The organism is Variovorax sp. 01N425 (assembly GCF_056399465.1).
Map to the genome: position 1 here is coordinate 42,504 of NZ_JBFTRJ010000017.1, position 22,099 is coordinate 64,602.

The window sequence follows — 22,099 nt, forward strand, 5'->3', positions numbered from 1 at the left end:
CATCGGTTTTTTTAATACCTGCTGCGGGGGGCGAGTCAGTCCCCTCCGCACCCCCCGCGCTCCAGCACCGGCAGCAATTGCGGCCCGAGCGACTTCAGCAGCTGCGTCGGCAGTGCGCTCGTGAACCGGTAGCGGGCGGCGTAGGGCTCGTTCACGTAGGCCATGATGGTGCCGAAGTAGCGGTCGCCGATGGTGAACACGAAGGTGGCCGAGCGGCTGATCTTGCGCTCCGGGCCCGCGCCAGCGCCGCGGCCGTTGTGGCCGTAGCGGTGGTCGCCGGTGCCGGTCTTGCCGCCGATCTCGATCGCGCGGCCGTTCGCGTCCACCAGTGCGTCCTTCAGGCGCCGCGCGGTGCCGTCCTGCACCACCTGCACCAGCGCGCGGTGCACCGTTGCGGCCACTTCGGCGGGCAGCACGCGCTCGGCGCCCGCGCCTTGCGCCTCGAGCCGCGTCTCGTAGGGCGTGTCGCGCGCAAAGTGCAGTGCGCCGACGCGCTGCACAGGCCGCCGCACGCCGTCGCTGGCGATGATGCCCATCAGTTCCGCCAGCGCGGCCGGCCGGTCGCCCGAGGCACCGATGGCGCTCGCGTAGGACGGCGTCAGCGATTCGAAGGGGTAGCCCAGGCGCTGCCACGAGCGATGGATTTCCGCGAAGGCATCGAGCTCGACCAGCTCGCGCAGGCGCTTGTCCTGCGCGCTCTTGTGGCGCGTCTTGAAGAGCCAGGCGTAGACCTCCTGGCGTTCGCTCGCGCTCGCGTCCAGCACCTCGGTCAGGGTTGCGCCGGGATGGCGCCGCAGGTATCCCACCAGCCAGAGCTCCAGCGGATGCACGCGTGCGACGTAGCCGCGGTCCGCGAGCGACAGGCCCGAGTAGGTGGTGTGCAGCGCCCGCAGCGCGCGCGGCGAGCCGGCGCCCTTGCCCAGCCGCTGCGTGAGCAGCTCGTCGAGCCGTTCTTCGCTGGCTTCGGGCTCGATCGTGAACAGCGCGCTTGCCAGGCGCGGCGCCGACGGCTTCAGGCTGCGCAGCAGCAGCGCCTCCGCGCCCGCGGCCGACTGGCGCTGGTACTTGCGATAGAAGCGGATCAGGTAGGCCGAGCCTTCGCGGTCGGCAAAGCGCTCGAGCATCTCGCGCCGGCGCGGGTCGGCCGGATCCTTCAGCAGGGTCTCAGCATCCGATGCGCCGCCGAACATGCGGTGGCGCACCACGTCGCGCATCAGGCGGATGAACACCAGGTTGACCGAATGCTTGAAGCCCTCGCGCACCGTCATCGATTCGCTGTTGCGCGAGCGCTCGAAATTCTCGAACTGGTGCAGGCCGCCGCCTGTGAAGAAGGATTCGCCCGGGTTCGCCGAATACTTGCGCTCCATGGCCGCCTCGAGCATTGGCGTGAGGCGGCGATCCTTGGCGCGCAACAGGTACTGCCGCGCCCACATGCCCAGCGGATCGCGTGGGTTGTTCGCCAGCGCAGCGAGCTGGGCGGCGCCCAGGTCCGACCAGCGGGCATGCAGTTCGGCCACGATCTCGAGGTAGCTCACCAGCGTGCGCAGCTTGGCGGTGGAGCCCAGGTCCAGCCGCGCGCCCTGGTTCACGTCGAAGGGCTGGTTGATGTTGTCGGCCTGCACGCGCAGCAGGTTGGCCTGGGCGCCGCGCTCGAACAGCGTGAAGCTGTAGATCAGCGGGGCCGGGTCCGCGCCCGGGTCGAGCATGTGGGCGCCGAACAAGCCCGCGGCCTTGGCGGCGGCGGGCGTGCGCAGGCCGGTCAGCACCTGCGCCGCGAGCGCCTGCGCTTCGCCGTCCAGGCTGGTTTCAGCTTCCAGGTCGAGCCGTTCCAGGTCGTAGGCGCGGGGCACGTCGAGCAGCGTGGAGATGTGGGTGCGCAGCGCGATGGTGGCCTTGCGCTGGACGAAATCCGTGCGCGGCCTGGTCGGCAGTTCGGGCCGCAGATTCAGCGGCAGCGGCAGCGCCGCATCGCGCAGCGTGGGCGCGATCAGGCCCGCATCGCCCATCAGCCGCAGGTAGCTGTCGGTCAGCCGCGCCAGGCCCGTGCCGTCGCCGAGCAGGTGCTGCGAGGGGCGGCGCTGCGCGATCATCAGCGACAGCGCCTGCTTGAAGGCCTCGGCCTGGCGCTGGAGCGCCTCGGGCGTGGGCGTGGTCGCCCCTTCCGCGTTGTCGGCGAGCAGGCGGTTGACCTCGCGGAAGTCGCGCCCATACCAGGCCCACAGGCCGTCGCCCATGCCGTGCACTTCGCCGATGCCGGGGCGCGCGGCCAGCGGCACCGTGTCGAGGTAGTCGACGACGATCTGGCGGCGCCGCGCGAGCGTGTCGTCGCCGTCCTGGTAGGCGCGCACCGAGGCCGAGGCCATCTGGCGCAGCTTCTCGCGGACCGACCCGGTGCGGCCCTGCGGCGAATGGCGGTACTTTTCGATCTGCGTGGCCAGCGTGCTGCCGCCGGTCGCGGTCGCGCCCGGGCTGAACACCCGCAGCCCCTGCTCGACCGCGGCCTTGGCAAAGCGTTCCGGATCGAGCGCAGGGTTGCGCTGGGCCGGCTCCGCATCGAGCAGGTGGCGGTCTTCGACGAACAGCAGGGCGCTCACCAGCAGCGGCGGCACGTCTTCGAAGCGCTCGTAGGCGCGCTGGGGCACGCGCGTGTGCAGCAGCGCCGTGTTGCGGCAGTCGCGCACCGTCAAGCCGGCCTGGTTCTTCTCGCGGTAGGGCGTGAAAAGCCCGCGCTCCTGCAGCTCGACGAGCCGCGGCGACATGCGCGCCTGGCGCGTGATGGCAAAGCCCTGCGGCTGCAGGCGTTCGATGAAGCCGGGGAGATCGTGGTAGCCGAGCCGCGCGTCGTAAGGGCCGGAATGGGGAAAGCGGATGGCGTCGCTGGCGCCGTTGTCGACGGTGAAGCCCGCGCCGCTGGCAAAGTCGCGCCACAGGGCCGATTGCCATCGGGAGGTCTTCAGCTCGTCGAGCACCGCAAAAGCGGCAAGCGCACCCAGCACGGCGAGCCCAGTGCCGATCCAGAAGACCTTCTTGAACCTTGTCATGCTGCCTCGCACAGTCTGAACCGGGGGTCCGTCCAGCGCGATGATGCGCTTTCCGCGGCCACTTGGCGCGCATGCGCGGCAATCTTGCGTGCCGGAAAACTACCTATGGCGAGTCAGCGCCGCGTTGGCATACAAGTCGTAGTTCGGTTGTTTCAGCCGTAACGAGGTAGGCGGGCGGGGGTTCTTTTCAGCCCACCGCCTTGATGAGCCGTTCGCGCCCCGCCTTGGCCAGCATCGAAGCGACCGCGCAGGAGGCCAGGCGTGCCGGCTCCGAGTCGGCCCGGCTCGTCAGGATCACCGGCACCCGGGTGCCCAGCACGATGCCCGCCGCATAGGCCCCGCCCAGGAAGCTCAGGCTCTTGGCCAGCATGTTGCCCGCGTCCAGGCTGGGCACGATCAGCACGTTGGCGCGGCCCGCCACCGGCGAGACGATGCCCTTGATGCGCGCTGCCTCAGGGTCGATGGCGTTGTCCATGGCCAGCGGTCCGTCGAGCTGCGCGCCGGTGATCTGGCCGCGGTCGGCCATCTTGCACAGCACGGCGGCATCCAGCGTGGAAGGCACCTTGGTGTTGACCGTCTCCGTGGCCGAGAGAATCGCCACGCGCACCGCCGGCATCAGCAGCGCATGCGCCAGGTCGATCGCGTTCTGCACGATGTCGACCTTTTCATCGAGCGTGGGCGCGATGTTGATGGCGGCGTCCGAAATGATCAGCGGCTGCGAGTGGCCCGGAATGTCCATCACGAAGCAATGACTGATGCGCCGCGATGTGCGGAGGCCCCCTTCGCACCGCACCACCGCGCCCATCAGCTCGTCGGTGTGGAGGCTGCCCTTCATCAACGCATCGACCTCGCCGCGCAAGGCCATGGCGACGGCGGCGTCGGCTGCGGCGTGGCTGTGCGGGGCGTCGACGATGGGGATGTTCGAGAGGTCTGCGTTGGCTTCGCGTGCGGCAGCTTCGATCTTTGCGCAGGGGCCGACCAGCGTGGGGGCGATGAGGCCGAGGGCGGCTGAAGCCAAGGCGGCTTCGAGGGAGACGGCGTTGGCTGGGTGGACGACTGCGACGCGGAGCGGGGGGAGGGCGCGGGCGGCGGCGATCAGGCGGTCGTAGTGGGGGTGGGTGGCGGGAGATGCGGGTGGCATGCGGGCTCCGGAGAGTGGGGTGGGTGCACTACGATGTCTCGGATTTTCGCCTGTTCGCGCAGATCGATTGATGCGGCGGCCTCACGCAAGCGACCGCGCAACTGCATCTCTGTGATCGCCGCTATGACGAACACCTTGAACAACTTCGAAAGGAAGGGCTGATCAATGGCTAAGAAATTTGCAGACCTGCGAGCGAAGATGGAGCCCGATGTTCAGGCACGCTCCAACGCCAAGGCGCAGGAAATGCTGGCGGAAATGCCGCTCTTCGAACTGCGTCAAGCGCGCGATCTTTCTCAGAAGGTGCTCGCCGAGGTTTTGCACGTGCAGCAGCCGTCGATTGCGAAGCTGGAGCGACGCACGGATAGTACCTCTCGACCCTGCGTAGCCACATCAAGGCGATGGGCGGCGAATTGGAGGTAGTGGCTCGCTTTCCCGATGGTGCCGTGAAGATCACCAACTTTGCCGAAATCGATGATGTCGAAGGCATCGCTCGTATATAGCCTGGCGACCTGGATCAGACAGCCTTTCGCGAGCGGGTCTTACGACGTGGAGTGGGACATGATCAAGAGCGGAACGCGGCGGCCCGGTCACTCCGGCGGAGTGGACGGCGGTGCTTGCCGCCCGGATGCCGTGCGTGCAAAGCGCGTTTCAGCACTTCAGATCGAAGAATCGCTTGCGGGCCTTGTAAAGGTCGACATCGGCACGAGCCTTTGCTTCGCCCGATGCTCCCGCTGCGTCCGACTCCAGTTGGGATAGACGATTGTCGAGATTGGCGCACTGGGCCTGATCGTCCCTGGGCAGCTTGACGCGGCGACGCATCACGTCCATGTCGGCATGCGAGCGGCCATGGAGCGGACGGAGTGCGTTGTCGAAGGTCGTATTGAACTCTTCGCGCTGCACCTCGCGGCCTTTGCGGGACTGCCCGCTCATCTTGTCCATGCCTTGCGTGGGTGTCGCGTCGATCACCTTGGCCCCGACGCATGGGGCGTCCGAGTAGCTGACCTTGCCGTTCGTCTCGCAGCGATAGACCGGGTGTTGCGCCGCGGCTGGGAAGATCGCGATGGCCAACAGGGCAGTGGCCAAGCACAGCGGGCGCCAAAGCGCATGGCGGGTAGGAATCGGCGTGGAATGCGACAGCATCAGAGTCATGCCTCAAATCCTCTTACATTGGCTACTACATCGCCTAAGAAAAAAGCCCCGTCGCTATCGTCCTGATAGCAACGGGGCTTTTTATTTGGTGCCGGAGAGATGAATCGAACACCCGACCTTCTCATTACGAATGATGGGATAGGCCTGTTTGCCTGCGTTGAGCTTCGTAGATAGAATCGATATAAATCAACAACTTACAGTAGAATTGCTGGCTGAATGTACAGTTAGTCGTTGATCGATATTCCCCAAAATTGGGCGATTTTGGCTACACGGTGGCTACACGGCTTGCGGTGTAGCCACTTCCGACCGGAGCACCGCACATGGCCCGACCGAAGAAAAACGAAGCGCCCGACACCACGCAGCGCGTGAACCTGACCCTTGGCGTCATCGAGCGCCTGACTTGCCGCACCGACCAGAAGGCCCAGGCCTTCCTGCGCGACAGCCAGGTACCCGGCCTGCGTGTGCGCGTGACGAACACCGGCTCGAAGTCGTTCGTGTTCGAATCCAAGCTGAACCGCGAGACCATCCGCCGCACGATTGGCGACGTGCGCGTCTGGTCCATCGAGCAGGCGCGTGCCGAGGCACGCCGCCTGGCCGTGGTCTTGGACAACGGACTGGACCCGCGAGAAATCGAGCGCCAGCAAGCCGCCGACAAGGCCGCACGGGCTGCGGCCGCTGCGGCCCATGCCGTCACCGTGGGCGAGGTGTGGCCGCTGTACTTGGAGCGTGGCAGGCCCAAGCGCCGCGAAGCATGGAAGCCGCGCTACTTGGCCGACCTGAAGGCGATGGCGGCGCCCGGCGGGGTGAAGAAAAAGAGAGGGGAGGGGCTGACGCGGCCGGGGCCGCTCTCTCCATTGCTCGCGCTGCCGCTGGCGGCCATCAACGAGGACAGCCTGAAGGCCTGGTACGACCGCGAAGCCCTGGCCGGCAAGCATCAGGCGGCTCGCGCCCTGATGATGTTCCGTGGTTTTCTGCGCTGGTGTGCCGGCCGTCCCGAATACCGGGGGCAGACCGACCGCGAGGCCGGCAGGGCCGCCGCCATCGTGGAGAACCTGCCGAGCAATACGCGCCGCACCGACGCTCTGGAGGCCGCGCAAGTGCCCGGCTGGTGGGCAGGCGTGGCGCAACTCGGCAACAGCGCCGCATCGGCCTACCTGCGCGCCTTGCTGCTGACGGGGGCGCGCCGCGAAGAACTGGCCGCTTTGACCTGGGCGAACGTGGATTTCCAATGGCGCAAGCTGACCATCGCCGACAAGGTGGACGCGACCCGCACGATTCCCCTGACGCCCTACCTTGCCCAACTGCTGGCCAGCTTGCCGAGGGTCGGCCCGTACGTGTTCGCCAGCGCCAGCAAGTCGGGCCGCATCGCCGATGCCCGCTCAAGCCACGCCAAGGCGCTACAGGGCGCCGGCATCGAGGGCCTGACCATCCACGGCCTGCGCCGCTCGTTCTCGCTGCTGGGCGAAGCTGCTGGAGCGCCGGCAGGCGCCATTGCCCAGGTCATGGGCCACAAGCCCAGCGCCACCGCCGAGGGCTACCGGCCGCGGAGCATTGACGCGCTGCGCCCGTTCATGGAGCAAATCGAGGCGTACATCATCGGTCTGACCGGTGTCGTGTACGTGCCCGACATCGCACCCGGGAAACTGCGCGTGGTCGGTGGTGCTGCTGCGTGAAGTAGTCGCCGATTCAGTCCAGGGCGCCAAGCGTCTAAAACGGGCGCAGGGGCCCCGAATGGTTGGCCTGAAGGGGGACGTGGCGTCGCGGGCTGTGCGGCCGCCATAGAAGCGCAGGCGTGGGGTGGCCCTCATGTTGTCGGGCAGCAGCTTCGGGCCTTCTTAACCGACGCACGGAGTCGCGCACGCGTTCTCCTTCAACGCGGGAATGGGCGCGCTTCGGAGGGCTAGGTGCTCGGCAGACTGGCGGTGAAGATGCGGTCTGGGCATCCAAGCCGACGGCGTTTTTCGCGCTCGCGCTCTCTTCTTCTTATTGATAGGTTCAATGACTGGTTTATGTTCGGCTGGCGGACTACCCCCGTCCGCCTCGCGCACTAGTAGTCCGTTTGGCGCACTAGGTCGCGAGCAGGGGAGCGCGTTGCAGATCCGAGACGTTGCGCGAGGCACTGCGTTGCTCGCTGTGAGTAACCATGGCAATCTGTTGATATGGTGGAACGCAGTGCGTCCAGCATGCGTCGCCGGAAAAGTAATCAGGCCAATGCAGCTGGTCTTTGTCTGTGCTTCTTGAGGGCAAGTGCTCGCACGGCCTGCTCCAGCAGGCCGGGGCCAGGCGGCTGACGTCGTACGCTGGCCACAAGCAATGGCCACTGAGTTGAACGCCGTGAATAACTTTAATCGAATCGCACAACTTGGGTCTGGTCGGCGTGGTGTGTGTGGCCTGACGAAGAGCCCGGCAAGCTGCGCCTCGTCGGCGGTGCTGCCGCGTGACAGCTTTGGGCGATGTCGGGATGCAGGTCAGATAACTAGGTCACAGATTCGATTGCCCAGAGCCAAAAGGAAGTTGGCGATGTCCGTGGCTTCTGCCCGCGTAATGGCTTGTTTTTGGTTGTTCACCGGATCAAGGTCTGCCTCATGCACGATGGCGTTTCGGCGCGTGGCGATCAGCTTCTGCGTGAGCCTGGCGTCGGTATCGGACATTCCGAGGCCTAGAGCAATTTGCTGCCACTTTTGATCTGCATTCCAGATGAAGCTCAGGCCATCGGCGAGCTTCGTAGGGTCCTGGAATGACAACACGCTGAGCTTTTCGCGGACGATTTCCTCGAACCGAACAGCGGGTGGTGGGACTGCAGTGGCCATCAGCGTAGGCAGATGACGGATGGCTATGCTCTCGCCCAAGTATTTGCTCGTTGACGGCCTCTGGTTCTCGAACATCTTCACCATGCCAATGCGAATCAAGTCATGCATCAGCTTGTCGAATGCGCTGACCGCATTGACGATCTGCGAGCGCAAAAGATCGTCGAACTGTTCGGGAATCTCGACCATGTGGCTCAGCTGGGCGTAGAGGGCCCCGAGGTCGTTCGCCTGCTGGATGTTTTTGTGAAAGACCAGTTTCGCATTGAGCATGACTTCAGACCATGAGATCCCGAAGCACGGCGGCAACATTGTTGAACTGACCTCGGATTTGCTCACGCTTCTGGATCGCGTTGGCCAACACGGGACCGGTGTAGCCCACAAGGTCGGCGTTCTGCAGCGCGAACACTGGCACGCCCGCTTCGTGGGAGCGCGGCAGCAAAGCGCCGAAGTCCGGGACCTCCTCCAAGCAGAAGCCCCCATCGCGCAGCGCGGCCGGGTAGTCGTTGTCGGGCAGCGTGAGCCCCGCCGTTCGGAGCGCGGGATACAGCCGGTCCTTGGTGACCGCCTTGATCTCGCCAATGTTGTCGCGATACGGGGCTGCCGCTCGCCCTTTACGAACGTTGAAGCGCTGGACCACCGTTCCGGCGAATTTCGGCAAGCCCGGCCGCAGTGGATAGGCTGAATCCTGGAACACTGCCTCGTTGGCCACTTTCCAGTTCGCCCATCGCGGGAAGATGGATTCCAGCGTCTCCAGCGCCATGATGGAAAACGGGTCTGGGTTGGTTGGAATCAGGAAGAAGTCCGAGTTCAAGAACAGGTTTTGATTAACCGCGCTTAGCCCCGGGTTGAGGTCGATGATGGTGTAGTCGATCTGATTAGCTTCCTCAACTTTGCGGATCAATTCGTTGAACGCGCCGGGGAGGTTTTGCAAAGTGGCTAGCGCATTGGAGTTCTGGGCGAAGGTCAACGACGCGTCATATTCGGAAAGCGTTGCGTGGCCCGCCAGCAGGTGCAATCGAGGCTGACCGGCTGGAGACCTGCAGCTCACAGCTTGAATGGGCGTTGGCTTACCCCTGAAGGCCGGCGCGACACCGTCCTTGATGTTCTGAAGTCGCGTAGCGTCTTCCAGATAGTACGCGTCGAAGTCATCGCCGAGTATCAAGCTGGAGAGATTGCATTGCGGGTCGGCGTCGACCAGCAGGACCTGATGTCCCTGCGCGGCGAGCATCCATCCCACGTTGTAGACGGTCGTAGTTTTGCTGACGCCACCTTTGTGGTTGAACAAGACCAATCGCTTTGCCATTTCTGACCTCCCAAGGTATAGATCGCCATATCGATGATTGATGGCTCCATCATGCCCCAGACGGGCGGCCTATAAGGACTGGGGCGGTCCAGGCGCCCAGCGATAAATGATGGACTCCTGCCGCTTGGCCCGGTTGGCGCCTTCGACCAACAGCGGCAGAAGTTCCAGGCAAATCCACTGCATGCAGTCGATGTGGTGCGCTGGCCACATGACTGGAGCACGTCATGAACAGCAACCATAAAATACGTTTGTGAATGGAGAAGTGCCTGCAGTCGGGCAACTGAGAGCTCCAACTGGTCGCACGGATCCAGCGCAGGCCGCTGGCTTTTAAGGCCGTGTACCCATGCGGTGACTGACAGCCGCATGGTTCCGCTCAAGCGGCAAGAGTTGAGGGAGAACTGCGTGCGTTCTTTTGCGCATGCGCTCCAGCAATCAAACAAACCAGCGCCGCCGCTGGTTTTTTTACGTCCTTTGCGCAAAGAGGTGATAGCCGACGAAGCTAACAACATTCCGCCCCCTCCCATCAGACCGCCGCCAGGCGGTTTCATCAAGCCGCACCGGCCTCGCTGGTGCGGTTTTTTTTTGGATGAATCAATGTCGAATCAATCGCAACAGGCTTTCCCGACGTTGGAAGCCGAAACCCGCCCGAACGTGCCCACCGCTCAGGCCGCTTGGTACCTGAACAGGCGCCCCCAGACCCTCCGGTGCTGGTCGCTCTCGTCGGCGGGTCCCATCAATCCGCTTCGCATCAACGGGCGCCTGGCGTGGCCGATGTCCGAAATCCGCAAGCTCTGCGGGGAGGGCGCGAAATGAATGCAGCACCCACCACCGAGACGCGAGGAGACGCCGACGGCGTCTTTTTGGGGACGCTCAACCCGCGGCACCTGCGCGCCCTCATCGAACTGATGCGCGGCGTCGATGTGCGGCGCGAACGGCTGGACGCGATTGCCGGTTGCAGCAACGGCCCGGCCCTGGTGGCCGAGTTGCGGCGCCGGGGTCTGCACATCCCGTGCGACTGCAGTTTGGCGTCCGTGGATCGTGACGGGAAGCGGTGCTGGCCGGGGCTTTACTGGCTCACGGCCAACGACTTCAGGAAGCTCTCGGATTGGCTTGCGACGAAGCCGCTGGACGATTTGGCCGAGCCGTAGCAACGGCCGGTCGCATGCACCTCGTTGGTCGGGAAAAGACAGCAGCGACGAGGGAAGACCCCCTACTGTGGGATAGACGTGGAAGAAGGGGTAAGGGTGGCGAAGGTAGCGCCCGAACGTCGAACGGCTGCCGGGTCATGTAACGCGACGGGTCACGTCGATGCATGTGAAGGCCCAGCAGGAAGGCTAGGTCTGTCCGCTCGGGGTCAGCCCTACCTCAATTCATTCAATTCACTCCTCTATCAACTACATGGAAGTAACCATCATGAAAATCGCCGAAACCTTGAACGCGAGCAACGAGTTCGAAATCCGCTTTGCCAACGGCGCCGTCGTGCGTCAGACCAACCTGATGAAGCAGGACCGGCAGAGCGGCGCGGGCCACTACTTCGGCGCCGCCGTCGATGCCGTGAGCGACTACATGGAAGCCGCCGCCGCCATCGGGCTCGACGACAACCTGAGCGCGGCCGGCCGCGTGCGCAAGCTGGAGCCGCTGGTCAATGCGGCCGTGCGCACGGTGAGCGCTTGCGCGGCCGAGGTTGAACGGGTGGCCGCCGCGCTCGATGCGCGGTATGCCGCGCTCGTCGCGGTGCCGGAGCTGGCCGCCGGCAACTTCGCCGACACCATGAAGGATGTCGAGATTCGCCAGTGGTGGCGCAGCCTGTCCATCGCGGAGCGCGGCGACACCCTGCGGGCCATCCAGGCCGGCCCGGAATTCCAGCGCATCGAGCTGGCCTTGCTGCGCTCGCCGGTCCTGATTGCCGACCACGAGTTGCAGGTGGTTCGCAGCGCGTGGGACAAGGCGAAGTGCGACGACAACCCGGGCGAGAGCATCGACATCGCCGCGGGGCGCGCCGTCGTGGAGTGGGCGCGCCGTGGGCTCGCGCAGGTGGCCGGCGTGCTTGTCGCCAGTCTCGACGCCGACGTGTGGCCCGCACGTCGCATCCTCGCGGCGGTGCTCGCTGGCAACGAGCGCCAGTCGGCCGGATACCGCGTGTTCGGCTTCGGCGCCTTGGATGCCGCCGCGGTGTCGCGGGAACAGGCGCAGCGCGCCGCGACGGCGCCGGCTTGATGCAACCCTTGGCCTGGGCGCAAGAGGCGCGCCCAGGCCCATTTAAGGCATTCACATGGCACCGAAAAGCACAATCGATTTTCCCCAAGGCCGCGCCGATGCTCGCGATGCGCCGCCACCCCCCACCCGTCTGCGCTTGCCGCTGGCCACGGCGAACGACGTTCGCCGCGAACTGGCCCGGCTGTACCGCGAAGGCAAAGCCGGCCAGCGCGAGCCGGCCGAGGTCTCCAAGCTGGCCAACGTGCTGTCCATCCTCGGCCGCCTGATTGAGACCAGCGAATTCGAGGCGCGCATCGACCGGTTGGAGCAGCGCAGATGATGGCGACGAGCAGGGCGGCGATGCTGCGGCGCCTCGCGGCGCTGGAGCAAGTGCAGGGCTGCGCGGTGGTGCGCTATGACGGTGACGAGGCGCCGGTGGTGGCGATGCAGCGCGCCGCCGCGGCGGGCTTGTCCGGGGGTGTGTTGCTGGTGGGCGAAGTGCTGCGGCCCGAGGTGTGGGCGGCGCAAGCGCGGGTGCACTTCGAAGCGGCAGCGCGTGGTTGAAGCCATGCCGAAACCCTGTGCTGTCGGCTACACCGTGGCTACACAGGCCCAAACAGAAAAACCTTGCTATCTATTCGATAGCAAGGTTTCCTTGACTGACTTGGTGCCGGAGAGATGAATCGAACACCCGACCTTCTCATTACGAATGAGCTGCTCTACCGACTGAGCTACACCGGCGAAGCCTCGGATTATAGCAACACCGTCAGGCCTTTTCGGCGTGGTACTTGGTCAAACGCTCGACTTCGTTACGCGAACCCAACATCACGCTCACGCGCTCGTGCAGTTTGGTGGGCTGCAGCTCCAGGATGCGCTGCTTGCCGTTGGTGGCGGCGCCGCCGGCCTGCTCGACCAGCCAGCTCATGGGGTTGGCCTCGTACATCAGGCGCAGCTTGCCGGCCTTTTCGGGTTCGCGCTTGTCCCACGGGTACATGAAGACGCCGCCGCGCATCAGGATGCGGTGCACGTCGGCCACCATGCTGGCAATCCAGCGCATGTTGAAGTCCTTGCCGCGCGGGCCTTCCTTGCCGGCCAGGCATTCGTCGATGTAGCGCTTCATGGGCTCGTCCCAGTGGCGCATGTTGCTCATGTTGACCGCAAATTCCTTGGTGTCGGCCGGGATCTGGATGTCTTCCTGCGTGAGCACGAAGCTGCCCTGCTCGCGGTCGAGCGTGAACATGGCCACGCCGTTGCCCACGGTGAGCACCAGGGTGGTCTGCGGGCCGTAGATGCAGTAGCCCGCGGCCACCTGCTGGGTGCCGGGCTGCAGGAAGTCGGCTTCCTGCACGCCGGGGGTGTCGTCGGGTTTCTTCAGCACGCTGAAGATGGTGCCGATGCTCACGTTCACGTCGATGTTGCTGCTGCCGTCGAGCGGGTCGAACATGAGCAGGTATTCGCCCTGCGGGTAGCGGTTGGGCACCACGTAGATGCTGTCCATTTCCTCGCTGGCCATGGCCGCAAGGTGGCCGCCCCATTCGTTGGCTTCGATCAACACTTCGTTGGCGATGATGTCCAGCTTCTTCTGGATCTCGCCCTGCACGTTCTCGCTCTCGGCGGTGCCGAGCACTCCGCCCAGCGCGCCCTTGTTGACGGCCTGGCTGATGCTCTTGCAGGCGCGGGCCACCACTTCGAGCAACAGGCGCAGCTGGCCGGGAATGAGGCCGTCGGCGCGTTGCTGTTCGACGAGGTAGCGGGTGAGGGAGATCTTCTGTTGTTGAGCCATGTGCTTCCTGTGTTCCTTGTTTGTCAGTTACCGGCCAGCGCACGCGTCACCACCTCATGCGTGTCCTTGCTCAGGTCGGGCTTGGCGGCCACGCGGGCAATCGCTTCGCGCGCGGCGCTGCGGTACGGCTCGGCCAGCTTGCTCCAGCGGTCGAGGGCGCGGGCGAGGCGGGCGGCCACCTGGGGGTTGATGGCGTCCAGCTCGATGACGCGCTCGCTCCAGTACACGTAGCCGGCCGCGTCGGGGCGGTGGAACGCGCCGGGGTTGGCGCTGCAGTAGCTGAAGATCACGCTGCGGGCGCGGTTGGGGTTCTTGATGGAGAAGTCCGGGTGCTTCATCAGCTGCTTGACCAGCGGCAGGATGTCGCCGCCGCGGTCGGGCGCGCCGGCCTGCAGCGAGAACCACTTGTCGATGACCAGCGCCTCGTCCTTGAAGAGGGCGTGGAAGCGCGCGAGCGCCTGCGCGGCCAGGGTGTGGCCTGACGACACCAGCGCGTTGAGCGCGTTGAAGCGGTCGGTCATGTTGCCGGCGTCCTTGAAGCGCTGCAGCGTCTTGCCGGGCCACACGGTGTCGCCCGAAACGCGCGCCGCCAGGCACAAAAAGCTGAGCGCCATGCCGGCCAGCGCGCGGCGGCCCGACGAGGTGGGGTCGGGCGTGTAGGCGCCGGTGTCGTGGTTTTCTTCGTAGACCTGCTGCCAGTCCGAAAAGAGGGCGGTGGCCAGCTGCGCGCGCATGGCTTCGCGCACCAGGTGCACGCGCTGCGGATCGACCACATCGAGCTGCTCGGAGATGTAGGTTTCCGAAGGCAGCGTGAGCACCAGTTCCTTGAAGGCGGCATCGAGCTTGGGGTTGCGCAGCACGCTGCGCATGGCGTCCAGGTAGGCGTCGTTCAGCACCGGGGTGGTGTCGGTGGCCAGCGCGGCAATGCCCTGCAGCGCGGCGCGCAGGCCCAGGCGCTGGCCGGCTTCCCAGCGGTTGAAGGGGTCGGGGTCGTTGGCCAGCAGGGTGAGCAGCTGGGCGTCGGTGTATTCGAAGTCGAGGATCACCGGCGCGCTGAAGCCGCGCAGGATGGAGGGCACGGGCTCGGCGTCGAGGCCGACGAAGGTGATCTGCTCGCCGGCGCGCGAGAGCACCACGGTGCGCGTGCAGGGCGTGCCCGGCGCGCCGCGCGTCACTTCGCTTTCGCCTTCGAGCTGCAGCGGCAGTTCGCGCCCGCTGGCGTCGAGCAGGCCGATGTTCACCGGAATGACGAAGGGTTCCTTGGTGGGCTGGCCCGGCGTGGGCGGGCAGCTCTGGACGATGCTCAGGGTGTAGCTGCGGTTCTGCGCGTCGTACACGCCGTGGGCGGCAAGGCGCGGCGTGCCGGCCTGGCTGTACCAGCGCTTGAACTGGGGCAGCAGGCGGGCGAGTTCGGAATCGGGGTTGGCGTCGGCAATGGCCTGGGCGAAATCGTCGCAGGTCACGGCTTGGCCGTCGTGGCGTTCGAAGTACAGCGTGATGCCCTTCTCGAAGCCCTTGCGGCCGACCAGCGTCTGCATCATGCGAACCACCTCGGCACCCTTTTCGTAGATGGTGACGGTGTAGAAGTTGCTGATCTCGATGTAGCTGTCGGGCCGCACCGGGTGGGCCATGGGCCCGGCGTCTTCGGGGAACTGGGCGGTGCGCAACACGCGCACGTCCTCGATGCGCTTGACGGCGCGGGCCGAGGCGTCGGCGCACAGGTCCTGGCTGAACTCCTGGTCGCGGAAGACGGTGAGGCCTTCCTTCAGCGAGAGCTGGAACCAGTCGCGGCAGGTCACGCGGTCGCCGCTCCAGTTGTGGAAGTACTCGTGGCCGACCACGCTTTCGATGTTGCTGTAGTCGGCGTCGGTGGCGGTGGCCTGGTTGGCCAGAACGTACTTCGTGTTGAAGATGTTCAGGCCCTTGTTCTCCATGGCGCCCATGTTGAAGTCGCTGGTGGCCACGATCATGAAGCGGTCCAGGTCCAGCGGCAGGCCGAAGCGGGCTTCGTCCCACAGCACGGAGTTGACCAGCGAGTTCATCGCATGCTCGGTCTTGTCGAGGTCGCCGGCGCGCACGTACACCTGCAGCAGGTGTTCCTTGCCATTGCGCGCGGTGATGCGCTGCTCGCGCGCCACCAGCTTGCCGGCCACCAGCGCGAACAGGTAGCAGGGCTTCTTGAAGGGGTCGACCCACTTGGCAAAGTGGCGGCCTTCGGGCAGATCGCCTTGTTCGACGAGGTTGCCGTTCGACAGCAGCACCGGATACGCGGCCTTGGCGGCGCGCAGCGTGACGGTGTACATCGCCATCACGTCCGGACGGTCGAGAAAATAGGTGATGCGGCGGAAGCCCTCGGCCTCGCACTGCGTGAAGAAGGTGTCTTCGCTCACGAACAAGCCCATCAGCTTGGTGTTCTTGATGGGGCAGCAGGTGGTGAAGATCTCGAGTTCGAAGGCATCGGGCAGGCCGTCGATCACGAGCTGGTCGCCTTCCATGCGGAACGATGCGCCCTGGCCGTTGACCAGCACGCGCGCCAGGTTCAGCTCGTCGCCGTCCAGGCGCAGCGGCTGGGCCGGCGCGTCGGGGTTGCGGCGCAGCTGCATGCGGTTGAGCACGCGGGTCTTGGCGGGGTCGAGGTCGAAGGTGAGGTCGACAGTGTCGATCCAGAACGCCGGAGCGGCATAGTCTTCGCGGCGAATGGCAATCGGTTGCCCTTGGGCGTCACGCTGCAGCAGCATCGAGTGTCTCCAGAAAATTCGAATGGGCGAGTTCGTCGTAGTCGCGAACCGCGGCAATCACATGGGGGCCGGCAAGCTCGGCGGCGGAATGGGTGCTGCACACCGCCACGGCACGCATGCCGCCGCGGCGCGCGGCCTCGATGCCGAAGGGGGCATCTTCAAAGACGATGCAGCGCTCGGGCGCCACGCCGATGCGGCGCGCGGCTTCAAGAAAGATCTCGGGCGTGGGCTTGCCGGCAAAGCCTTCGTCGCCGCCGACGATGGCCAGCGGCAGCGGGTTCATCTTCAGGCGCGACATCGCAAACTCGATGTTGTGCCGGTCGCCGGCGGTGCCCACGGCCACCTTCAGGCCGCGCGCCACGGCGGCCTTGGCAAAGGCGGTGAAGCCGGCCACTTCGGTGAAGTTGTCGCTGAACATGGCGCGGTAGATTTCTTCCTTCTCGTGCACCAGGCCCAGGCACTCGGCGTCGGAAAGCTCGCGCTGGAACAATTCGCGCATGCACTCGGCGCCGGTGCGGCCCGTGGTGCGCGCAAGGATGTCGGTCACGTCGAGCTTCAGGCCGTGGCGTTCGACAAACTCCACCCACGAGCGCGCATGCCAGGGCATGGAGTCGATCATGGTGCCGTCCATGTCGAAGATGAAGGCTTCGACCTTCCCGTGCTTCAGGCTCATCGCTTACACGCCCTGCTTGAGCGAGGCTTCGATGAACACGTCGAGGTCGCCGTCGAGCACCTTCTGCGTGGCCGAGACTTCGACGTTGGTGCGCAGGTCCTTGATGCGGCTGTTGTCCAGCACGTAGCTGCGGATCTGGTGGCCCCAGCCCACGTCGGTCTTGCTGTCCTCGAGCTTCTGCTGCTCTTCCTGGCGCTTGCGCATCTCGTGGTCGTACAGGCGCGAGCGCAGGCGCTTCCACGCCACGTCGCGGTTGCTGTGCTGGCTGCGGCCGTCCTGGCACTGCACCACGATGCCGGTGGGGATGTGCGTGAGGCGCACGGCCGAGTCGGTCTTGTTGATGTGCTGGCCGCCCGCGCCGCTGGCGCGGAAAGTGTCGGTGCGCACGTCGGCCGGGTTGATCTCGATCTCGATGGAGTCGTCGATTTCCGGGTAGACAAAGATCGAGGCAAAGCTGGTGTGGCGCCCGCCCGACGAGTCGAACGGCGACTTGCGCACGAGGCGGTGCACGCCGGTTTCGGTGCGCAAGAGGCCAAAGGCGTAGTCGCCCTCGACCTTGATGGTCGCGCCCTTGATGCCCGCGGTGTCGCCCGGGGTTTCGTCCTCGATCTGCGTCTTGAAGCCCTTGCGCTCGGCGTACTTCAGGTACTGGCGCAGCAGCATGCTGGCCCAGTCGCAGGCCTCAGTGCCGCCGGCGCCGGCCTGGATGTCGACGAAGGCGTTGAGCGGATCGGCCGGGTTGTTGAACATCCGGCGGAATTCGAGCTGCTTGATGTCGGCTTCGAGCGCGGCGGCGTCATCGGCAATGGACTGCAAGCCGTCCATGTCGCCGTCTTCCTTCGACATCTCGTAGAGCTCGGTGTTGTCCGACAGGCCGCTGGTGAGGCGGTCGAGCGTGACGACCACGTCGTCGAGCGACTTTTTCTCGCGGCCCAGTTCCTGGGCCTTCTTGGGGTCGTTCCAGACGTTGGGATCTTCGAGCGACGCGTTGACCGTCCTCAGGCGTTCGGCTTTGGCATCGTAGTCAAAGATACCTCCGTAAATCCGCAGTCCGGGCGCTCAGGTCTGCAAGCGTTGCGCCGATCTGGTTGATTTGTTCTGCGTCCATGGGGTGTCCTGACTGTGTTCGGGGGAAACCCGTCATTTTCTCACGGACCGGTAACCCGCCCTGCAGAGCCCCTGTATTGCTCCTTCCCCTTCCGGGGGAAGGCTGGGATGGGGGCGGTTCCCGCATTCGGTGCGGCCTATTCCAGCACCGCCGTTGCCGCCTCGGGGTAGAGGTTCGGAAACAGGATGTTCAGCGAGCCGAGCGGAAAACCGATGCTCAGCTCCGAACGATGGCTGTCGCTTTTCAGAAGTCCGTCCTTGATGAATCGAGAAATCACTTTTCGGGCCGTTCGCTCTTCCAGTCCGGTCATCCGGATGAACTCTCCGCGCGACACCGTGCCACCAACGGCAATCGTATGCAGCGGCAGCAGTGCCTCCTCGCGATATTCCGTGATGCCCTCCGTCGCGCCGCGCACCAGCAAGTAGGCGCGCATGCGGTCCTTGAGCTTGGAAAGGTCGAGCATCGAAGCCATGAAACTGACTTGGTCTTCGCACAGTTCGAGGAAGTAGCGGCACCACTCCCAGAGCATTTTTTCGCTGAGATTCCCCCGCCCGTCGAGATCTCCCTGCCTTGCGCTGTCCGCGTTGTCCAGCATCTCGAAGTAGCGGTCGCGCTGGCGAGCCAGGCCGCGATTGACAGACCAGAGGCCGCCGCTCATCAAATGCAGGGCGCAATGGGTCTGCAGCCGGATGGCACGCCCGTTTCCGTCTTCGAAGGGATGCGTCCAGGCCATTCGATGATGTGCGGCTGCAATGGTGTAGATCACAGCATCGATGCCCTTGAGGCCACCGTAGACCTCATCCATCCTCTTGAGAAACCGAGGGATCGATTTCCACGCTGGCGGCTGGTGGCGGCCCACCGCGACGTCATGCGTGCGGAGGCTTCCGGGAATGATGACCCGACCGTCATCGGTGAGGCGATCGGGTTCCGGGAGGCGGCGGTACAGGTTCTCGTGCGCTTGTTTCAGGAAGCCGCTGCTCAGTGCGCCCGCTTCGGTGGTGACGATTTCTTCCAGTTCCCGTTCGGCGTCGATGTGTGCCAGTGCGACACGCTGCCGTCTGGCGACGTCCGGCGTGTCGGAAAAGTCTTTGCTCAGCGCGCGCTCGATGTTCACGGGATGTGTGCTTTGTCCCTCGATGCGGTTCGAGTAGTACGAGTTCATCGATCGGACGATCTCGCGCAGCGCAGCCCGTGCTTGCGGACTTGCGGAGCCTTTCATCTCGGACGACTTCTCGAATATTCGGCGCGTGATTTCGCTCAGTTCGCCGAGTTTTTGCGTTGGCAGCAATGGCTCGAACTGATGAGGTTGGTCGTAGACCTGCAAAGGTGCGGGATTGACGGACATGGATTCCGGTTTAAGTTCTGGTCAGTTTAGGATGAAAGCCTTTTAAATTCAATAAGTTACTGAAAAACTGATCGCGATGATTTTCCGGTTGTAGTTCTGGTTGGAATACCGGAGGAGGTCATCGATGGCAACCCGCCGTAGAAGCAAAAAGCCCCCTGTGCGCGGCGCGGGCGCACAGGGGGCAAGGGGGAATCTGCGTTTGGATCAGAACGCGGGGACGAGCGAGCCCTTGAACTGCGTCTCGATGAAGCTCCTCACCTCCGGCGACTGGTAGGCCGCCACCAGCCGCCTGGCCCAGGGCTTGTCCTTGTCGGCGCGGCGCACGGCGATCAGGTTGGCATAGGGGCTCTTCGCGGCCTCCTTGATCACGGCATCCTTGTTGAGCGAAAGCCCGGCCTTCTCGGCATAGTCGTTGTTGATGGCGGCAATCGCCAGGTCGTCGAGCGAGCGCGGGAGCTGGGCGGCGTCGAGCGGCACGAGCTTGAGCTTCTTGGGGTTGCTCACCACGTCCAGCGGCGTGGCCGTGTTGTTCTTCACCGCCTCGGGCTTCAGCGTGACGAGGCCGGCCGACTGCAACAGCAGCAGCGCGCGGTTGCCGTTCGACGGATCGTTCTGGATGCCGACCGCCGCGCCGTCGGGCAGCTGGTCGATCGACTTGATCTTGCGCGAGTAGAAGCCCAGCGGCGCGGTGATGGTGAGGCCCACGGGCACGATGTCGAAGCCGCGCGCCTTGTTCTGGTTGTCCAGGAAGGGCTGGTGCTGGAAGGCGTTGGCGTCCAGGTCGCCCGAGGCCAGCGCCGCGTTGGGCAGCTGGTAGTCGTTGAACACCACGAGCTGGATGTTCAGGCCGTTCTTGGCCGCCACCTTCTTCACCACCTCGAACACCTGCTCGGCGCTGCCGACCGAGATGCCAACCTTGACGGTGTTCTTGTTGCCGTTGTCCTGCGCGAAGGCGGCGCTGCCGCAGAAGAGGGAGGCGGCCAGCGTGGCAAGGACGAGGCTGCGGCGGCGAAAGAGGTTCTGCATAGATCGGATGTGCGTTTCACAACAAAAAAGAAGGCGCGAATGTGGCATTGCCCGGCACGTTTGGGAACGAACGAATCTTCATATCGATATGGCAATGCACAACCCTCAATCCGAGGTCTTATGTGTTTTCAAGCATAAGCACGAGCGGATTTGTTCGTTCCCTTTTGACGCCTTTGTTTTCATACTCGGCCCCTTTTCGCGAACCTTTGCGGCCGGCTCCGCGCCCGCCGCTGCCTTTTTTATGAGCAACCCTTCGTCCGATGCGGGCCGCGGCAACGCGCAGCCCGTGATCCGTCTTCAATCCGTGCAGAAGTCATTCGCACTGCCGAGCGGCGAGGTGTTCGACGCCGTGCAGTCGCTCTCGCTCGACATCCACCAGGGCGACGTGTTCGGCCTGATCGGCAAGAGCGGCGCGGGCAAGTCGACGCTGCTGCGCCTCATCAACCTGCTGGAGCGGCCCGATGCGGGCCAGGTCTTCGTGGGCGGGCGCGACCTCACCACGCTCTCGCGCCGCGAGCTGCGGGGCACACGCCAGAACATCGGCATGATCTTCCAGCAGTTCAACCTGCTGCAGAACGCCACGGTGTTCGACAACGTGGCCTTCCCGCTGAAGATCCACGGCCGCCATTCCAGGGCCGAGATCGACGCCCGCGTGCGCGAATGCCTGGCCCTGGTGGGCCTGGCCGAGAAGATCGACACCTACCCGGCCCAGCTCTCGGGCGGCCAGAAGCAGCGCGTGGCCATTGCGCGCGCGCTGGCGCCGCGGCCGCAGGTGCTGCTGTGCGACGAGCCCACCTCGGCGCTGGACACCGAAACCACGCGCGCGCTGCTCGAGACGCTGCGCGACATCAACCAGAAGATCGGCGTGACCATCGTGATCGTCACGCACGAGCTCTCGGTGGTCGAGGTGCTGTGCCGCAACGTGGCCATCCTGGAGAAGGGCCGGCTGGTGGAGCAGTTCGCTGTGGTCGATGCGCCGAGCGAAGAGCGCAAGACCGCGCTGGGCCGCGAGATCGACGAGCTGGTGCGCCGCCGCGAACGCGAGGCGCGCGAACCCATCGCGCCGCGCCCGCCGTCATTGCAGCGCAGCCCGCAGGAGGTGGCCTATGTTTGAGAACATCGCCCCCATCCTCCCCGAGCTGTGGGTGGCCACGGGCCAGACCTTCATGATGCTGGCCATCGGCCTTTCGGCCGCGGTGCTGATCGGCGGCCCGCTGGGCATCCTGCTGTTCCTGCTGGGCCCGGGCCAGTCGCTCGAGAACAAGCCGGCGTTCCTGGTGCTCAACTGGATCGTGAACACCGTGCGCTCGTTTCCTTTCATCATCCTGCTGGTGGCGCTGGTGCCGTTCACGCGGGTGATCGCGGGCACGTCCATCGGCCCGCTGGCGGCCGCGGTGCCGCTGTCGTTCGCGGCCATTCCGTACTTCGCGCGGCTGGTCGACCAGTGCCTGCGCGAAGTGCCGCGCGGCGTGATCGAGGCGGCGCATGCCATGGGCGCCTCGGAGCTGCAGATCGTCTGGCGCGTGCTGGTGGTCGAGGCCCGCTCGGGCCTGGTGCTGGCGCTCACGGTGCTGGCGGTGAGCTTTCTCTCCTACTCGGCAATTGCCGGCGTGGTGGGCGGCGGCGGCATTGGCGACCTGGCCATCCGCTATGGCTACTACCGCTTCCAGACCGACGTGATGGTGCTCACCGTGGCGCTGCTCGTGGTGCTGGTGCAGATCCTGCAGTTCGTGGGCAACACCACGGCGCGCAGGCTGGACAAGCGTTGAATCTCTTTTTCTCTCGTTCC

General features: G+C 65.1%; 19 protein-coding genes, 1 tRNA gene and 1 pseudogene. 9 read left to right on the plus strand and 12 right to left on the minus strand.

The genetic code is table 11. The features are described from left to right. Positions 1-35 precede the first annotated feature (35 nt). Positions 36-3,041 carry a transglycosylase domain-containing protein gene (locus tag AC1DSC_RS26310; protein ID WP_369663243.1) on the minus strand — a complete coding sequence of 1,002 codons (3,006 nt, stop codon included), beginning with the start codon at positions 3,039-3,041 and terminating at the stop codon, positions 36-38. A gap of 187 nt (positions 3,042-3,228) precedes the next feature. Continuing rightward, a complete protein-coding gene (locus AC1DSC_RS26315; protein ID WP_369663242.1) occupies positions 3,229-4,182 on the minus strand; it encodes a bifunctional enoyl-CoA hydratase/phosphate acetyltransferase in 954 nt (317 codons plus the stop codon). A 165-nt stretch (positions 4,183-4,347) separates the two neighbouring features. Here AC1DSC_RS26315 and AC1DSC_RS26320 point away from each other — a divergent pair. Continuing rightward, positions 4,348-4,682: pseudogene (locus AC1DSC_RS26320) on the plus strand (XRE family transcriptional regulator). A 148-nt stretch (positions 4,683-4,830) separates the two neighbouring features. Here AC1DSC_RS26320 and AC1DSC_RS26325 read toward each other — a convergent pair. Then, the gene (locus AC1DSC_RS26325; RefSeq protein WP_027730098.1) at positions 4,831-5,331 is read right to left on the minus strand and encodes a DUF4124 domain-containing protein; all 501 of its coding nucleotides are present in this window, start codon (positions 5,329-5,331) and stop codon (positions 4,831-4,833) included. Between the two features lie 320 nt (positions 5,332-5,651). Between AC1DSC_RS26325 and AC1DSC_RS26330 the strand changes: the two genes are divergently transcribed. Next, a complete protein-coding gene (locus AC1DSC_RS26330) occupies positions 5,652-7,004 on the plus strand; it encodes a tyrosine-type recombinase/integrase (protein ID WP_369663241.1) in 1,353 nt (450 codons plus the stop codon). Positions 7,005-7,799: 795 nt separating this feature from the next. On the opposite strand, the gene AC1DSC_RS26335 is transcribed toward AC1DSC_RS26330, so the two are convergent. Then, positions 7,800-8,474 carry a HEPN domain-containing protein gene (locus AC1DSC_RS26335; RefSeq protein ID WP_478131941.1) on the minus strand — a complete coding sequence of 225 codons (675 nt, stop codon included), beginning with the start codon at positions 8,472-8,474 and terminating at the stop codon, positions 7,800-7,802. Then, positions 8,413-9,441, minus strand: a complete 1,029-nt coding sequence (locus AC1DSC_RS26340; RefSeq protein WP_478131942.1) for a ParA family protein — start codon at positions 9,439-9,441, stop codon at positions 8,413-8,415. The genes AC1DSC_RS26335 and AC1DSC_RS26340 overlap by 62 nt, the downstream gene beginning before the upstream one ends. Before the next feature lie 363 nt (positions 9,442-9,804). Here AC1DSC_RS26340 and AC1DSC_RS26345 point away from each other — a divergent pair, with 363 nt between their 5' ends. From AC1DSC_RS26345 to AC1DSC_RS26365, 5 genes are all read left to right on the plus strand, one after another. Then, complete coding sequence (locus AC1DSC_RS26345; RefSeq protein ID WP_436287887.1) at positions 9,805-10,254, plus strand: hypothetical protein; 450 nt, start codon at positions 9,805-9,807, stop codon at positions 10,252-10,254. Continuing rightward, positions 10,251-10,589, plus strand: a complete 339-nt coding sequence (locus AC1DSC_RS26350) for a hypothetical protein (protein WP_369663238.1) — start codon at positions 10,251-10,253, stop codon at positions 10,587-10,589. The genes AC1DSC_RS26345 and AC1DSC_RS26350 overlap by 4 nt, the downstream gene beginning before the upstream one ends. A gap of 265 nt (positions 10,590-10,854) precedes the next feature. Then, on the plus strand, positions 10,855-11,658 hold the full coding sequence (locus AC1DSC_RS26355; protein ID WP_369663237.1) for a hypothetical protein: 804 nt from the start codon (positions 10,855-10,857) through the stop codon (positions 11,656-11,658). A gap of 55 nt (positions 11,659-11,713) precedes the next feature. Beyond that, on the plus strand, positions 11,714-11,977 hold the full coding sequence (locus AC1DSC_RS26360; RefSeq protein ID WP_369663236.1) for a hypothetical protein: 264 nt from the start codon (positions 11,714-11,716) through the stop codon (positions 11,975-11,977). Continuing rightward, positions 11,974-12,201, plus strand: coding sequence for a hypothetical protein (locus tag AC1DSC_RS26365; RefSeq protein WP_369663235.1), 228 nt, complete (start codon positions 11,974-11,976; stop codon positions 12,199-12,201). The genes AC1DSC_RS26360 and AC1DSC_RS26365 overlap by 4 nt, the downstream gene beginning before the upstream one ends. Before the next feature lie 101 nt (positions 12,202-12,302). Here AC1DSC_RS26365 and AC1DSC_RS26370 read toward each other — a convergent pair. The 7 genes from AC1DSC_RS26370 to AC1DSC_RS26400 all read right to left on the minus strand — a co-directional run bounded on the left by AC1DSC_RS26370 (position 12,303) and on the right by AC1DSC_RS26400 (position 20,310). Continuing rightward, positions 12,303-12,378, minus strand: a tRNA-Thr gene (locus AC1DSC_RS26370). A gap of 25 nt (positions 12,379-12,403) precedes the next feature. Next, entirely contained in the window at positions 12,404-13,420 is a 1,017-nt protein-coding gene (locus AC1DSC_RS26375; protein WP_018905443.1) for a class 1 fructose-bisphosphatase, read from the minus strand. A gap of 23 nt (positions 13,421-13,443) precedes the next feature. Next, on the minus strand, positions 13,444-16,158 hold the full coding sequence (pepN, locus tag AC1DSC_RS26380) for an aminopeptidase N (RefSeq protein WP_369663234.1): 2,715 nt from the start codon (positions 16,156-16,158) through the stop codon (positions 13,444-13,446). Further along, positions 16,142-16,831: an HAD family hydrolase gene (locus AC1DSC_RS26385; protein ID WP_369663233.1), complete on the minus strand. Its 690-nt coding sequence runs from the start codon at positions 16,829-16,831 to the stop codon at positions 16,142-16,144. Before AC1DSC_RS26385 ends, pepN begins: the two co-directional genes overlap by 17 nt. Before the next feature lie 3 nt (positions 16,832-16,834). Then, positions 16,835-17,939 (minus strand): peptide chain release factor 2 gene (gene prfB, locus AC1DSC_RS26390; protein WP_125964635.1). Its coding sequence is split into 2 segments (ribosomal slippage): positions 16,835-17,857 and positions 17,859-17,939, totalling 1,104 coding nucleotides; the frame shifts between segments, so codons are not numbered across the junction. Between the two features lie 136 nt (positions 17,940-18,075). After that, the gene (locus AC1DSC_RS26395) at positions 18,076-19,284 is read right to left on the minus strand and encodes a Fic family protein (protein ID WP_015866567.1); all 1,209 of its coding nucleotides are present in this window, start codon (positions 19,282-19,284) and stop codon (positions 18,076-18,078) included. Between the two features lie 204 nt (positions 19,285-19,488). After that, positions 19,489-20,310 carry a MetQ/NlpA family ABC transporter substrate-binding protein gene (locus AC1DSC_RS26400; protein ID WP_369663232.1) on the minus strand — a complete coding sequence of 274 codons (822 nt, stop codon included), beginning with the start codon at positions 20,308-20,310 and terminating at the stop codon, positions 19,489-19,491. 241 nt (positions 20,311-20,551) lie between these two features. Between AC1DSC_RS26400 and AC1DSC_RS26405 the strand changes: the two genes are divergently transcribed. Then, the gene (locus AC1DSC_RS26405; protein WP_369663231.1) at positions 20,552-21,424 is read left to right on the plus strand and encodes a methionine ABC transporter ATP-binding protein; all 873 of its coding nucleotides are present in this window, start codon (positions 20,552-20,554) and stop codon (positions 21,422-21,424) included. Further along, the gene (locus AC1DSC_RS26410) at positions 21,417-22,079 is read left to right on the plus strand and encodes a methionine ABC transporter permease (protein ID WP_015866564.1); all 663 of its coding nucleotides are present in this window, start codon (positions 21,417-21,419) and stop codon (positions 22,077-22,079) included. Before AC1DSC_RS26405 ends, AC1DSC_RS26410 begins: the two co-directional genes overlap by 8 nt. The last annotated feature ends 20 nt before the right edge of the window (positions 22,080-22,099 follow it).

Bases quoted from the DNA above. Each gene is read 5' to 3' on its own strand.
- AC1DSC_RS26310 (WP_369663243.1), bottom strand. From the start codon at position 3,041: ATGACAAGGTTCAAGAAGGTCTTCTGGATCGGCACTGGGCTCGCCGTG.
- AC1DSC_RS26315 (WP_369663242.1), bottom strand. From the start codon at position 4,182: ATGCCACCCGCATCTCCCGCCACCCACCCCCACTACGACCGCCTGATC.
- AC1DSC_RS26325 (WP_027730098.1), bottom strand. From the start codon at position 5,331: ATGACTCTGATGCTGTCGCATTCCACGCCGATTCCTACCCGCCATGCG.
- AC1DSC_RS26330 (WP_369663241.1), top strand. From the start codon at position 5,652: ATGGCCCGACCGAAGAAAAACGAAGCGCCCGACACCACGCAGCGCGTG.
- AC1DSC_RS26340 (WP_478131942.1), bottom strand. From the start codon at position 9,441: ATGGCAAAGCGATTGGTCTTGTTCAACCACAAAGGTGGCGTCAGCAAA.
- AC1DSC_RS26345 (WP_436287887.1), top strand. From the start codon at position 9,805: ATGGTTCCGCTCAAGCGGCAAGAGTTGAGGGAGAACTGCGTGCGTTCT.
- AC1DSC_RS26350 (WP_369663238.1), top strand. From the start codon at position 10,251: ATGAATGCAGCACCCACCACCGAGACGCGAGGAGACGCCGACGGCGTC.
- AC1DSC_RS26355 (WP_369663237.1), top strand. From the start codon at position 10,855: ATGAAAATCGCCGAAACCTTGAACGCGAGCAACGAGTTCGAAATCCGC.
- AC1DSC_RS26360 (WP_369663236.1), top strand. From the start codon at position 11,714: ATGGCACCGAAAAGCACAATCGATTTTCCCCAAGGCCGCGCCGATGCT.
- AC1DSC_RS26365 (WP_369663235.1), top strand. From the start codon at position 11,974: ATGATGGCGACGAGCAGGGCGGCGATGCTGCGGCGCCTCGCGGCGCTG.
- AC1DSC_RS26375 (WP_018905443.1), bottom strand. From the start codon at position 13,420: ATGGCTCAACAACAGAAGATCTCCCTCACCCGCTACCTCGTCGAACAG.
- pepN (WP_369663234.1), bottom strand. From the start codon at position 16,158: ATGCTGCTGCAGCGTGACGCCCAAGGGCAACCGATTGCCATTCGCCGC.
- AC1DSC_RS26385 (WP_369663233.1), bottom strand. From the start codon at position 16,831: ATGAGCCTGAAGCACGGGAAGGTCGAAGCCTTCATCTTCGACATGGAC.
- AC1DSC_RS26395 (WP_015866567.1), bottom strand. From the start codon at position 19,284: ATGTCCGTCAATCCCGCACCTTTGCAGGTCTACGACCAACCTCATCAG.
- AC1DSC_RS26400 (WP_369663232.1), bottom strand. From the start codon at position 20,310: ATGCAGAACCTCTTTCGCCGCCGCAGCCTCGTCCTTGCCACGCTGGCC.
- AC1DSC_RS26405 (WP_369663231.1), top strand. From the start codon at position 20,552: ATGAGCAACCCTTCGTCCGATGCGGGCCGCGGCAACGCGCAGCCCGTG.
- AC1DSC_RS26410 (WP_015866564.1), top strand. From the start codon at position 21,417: ATGTTTGAGAACATCGCCCCCATCCTCCCCGAGCTGTGGGTGGCCACG.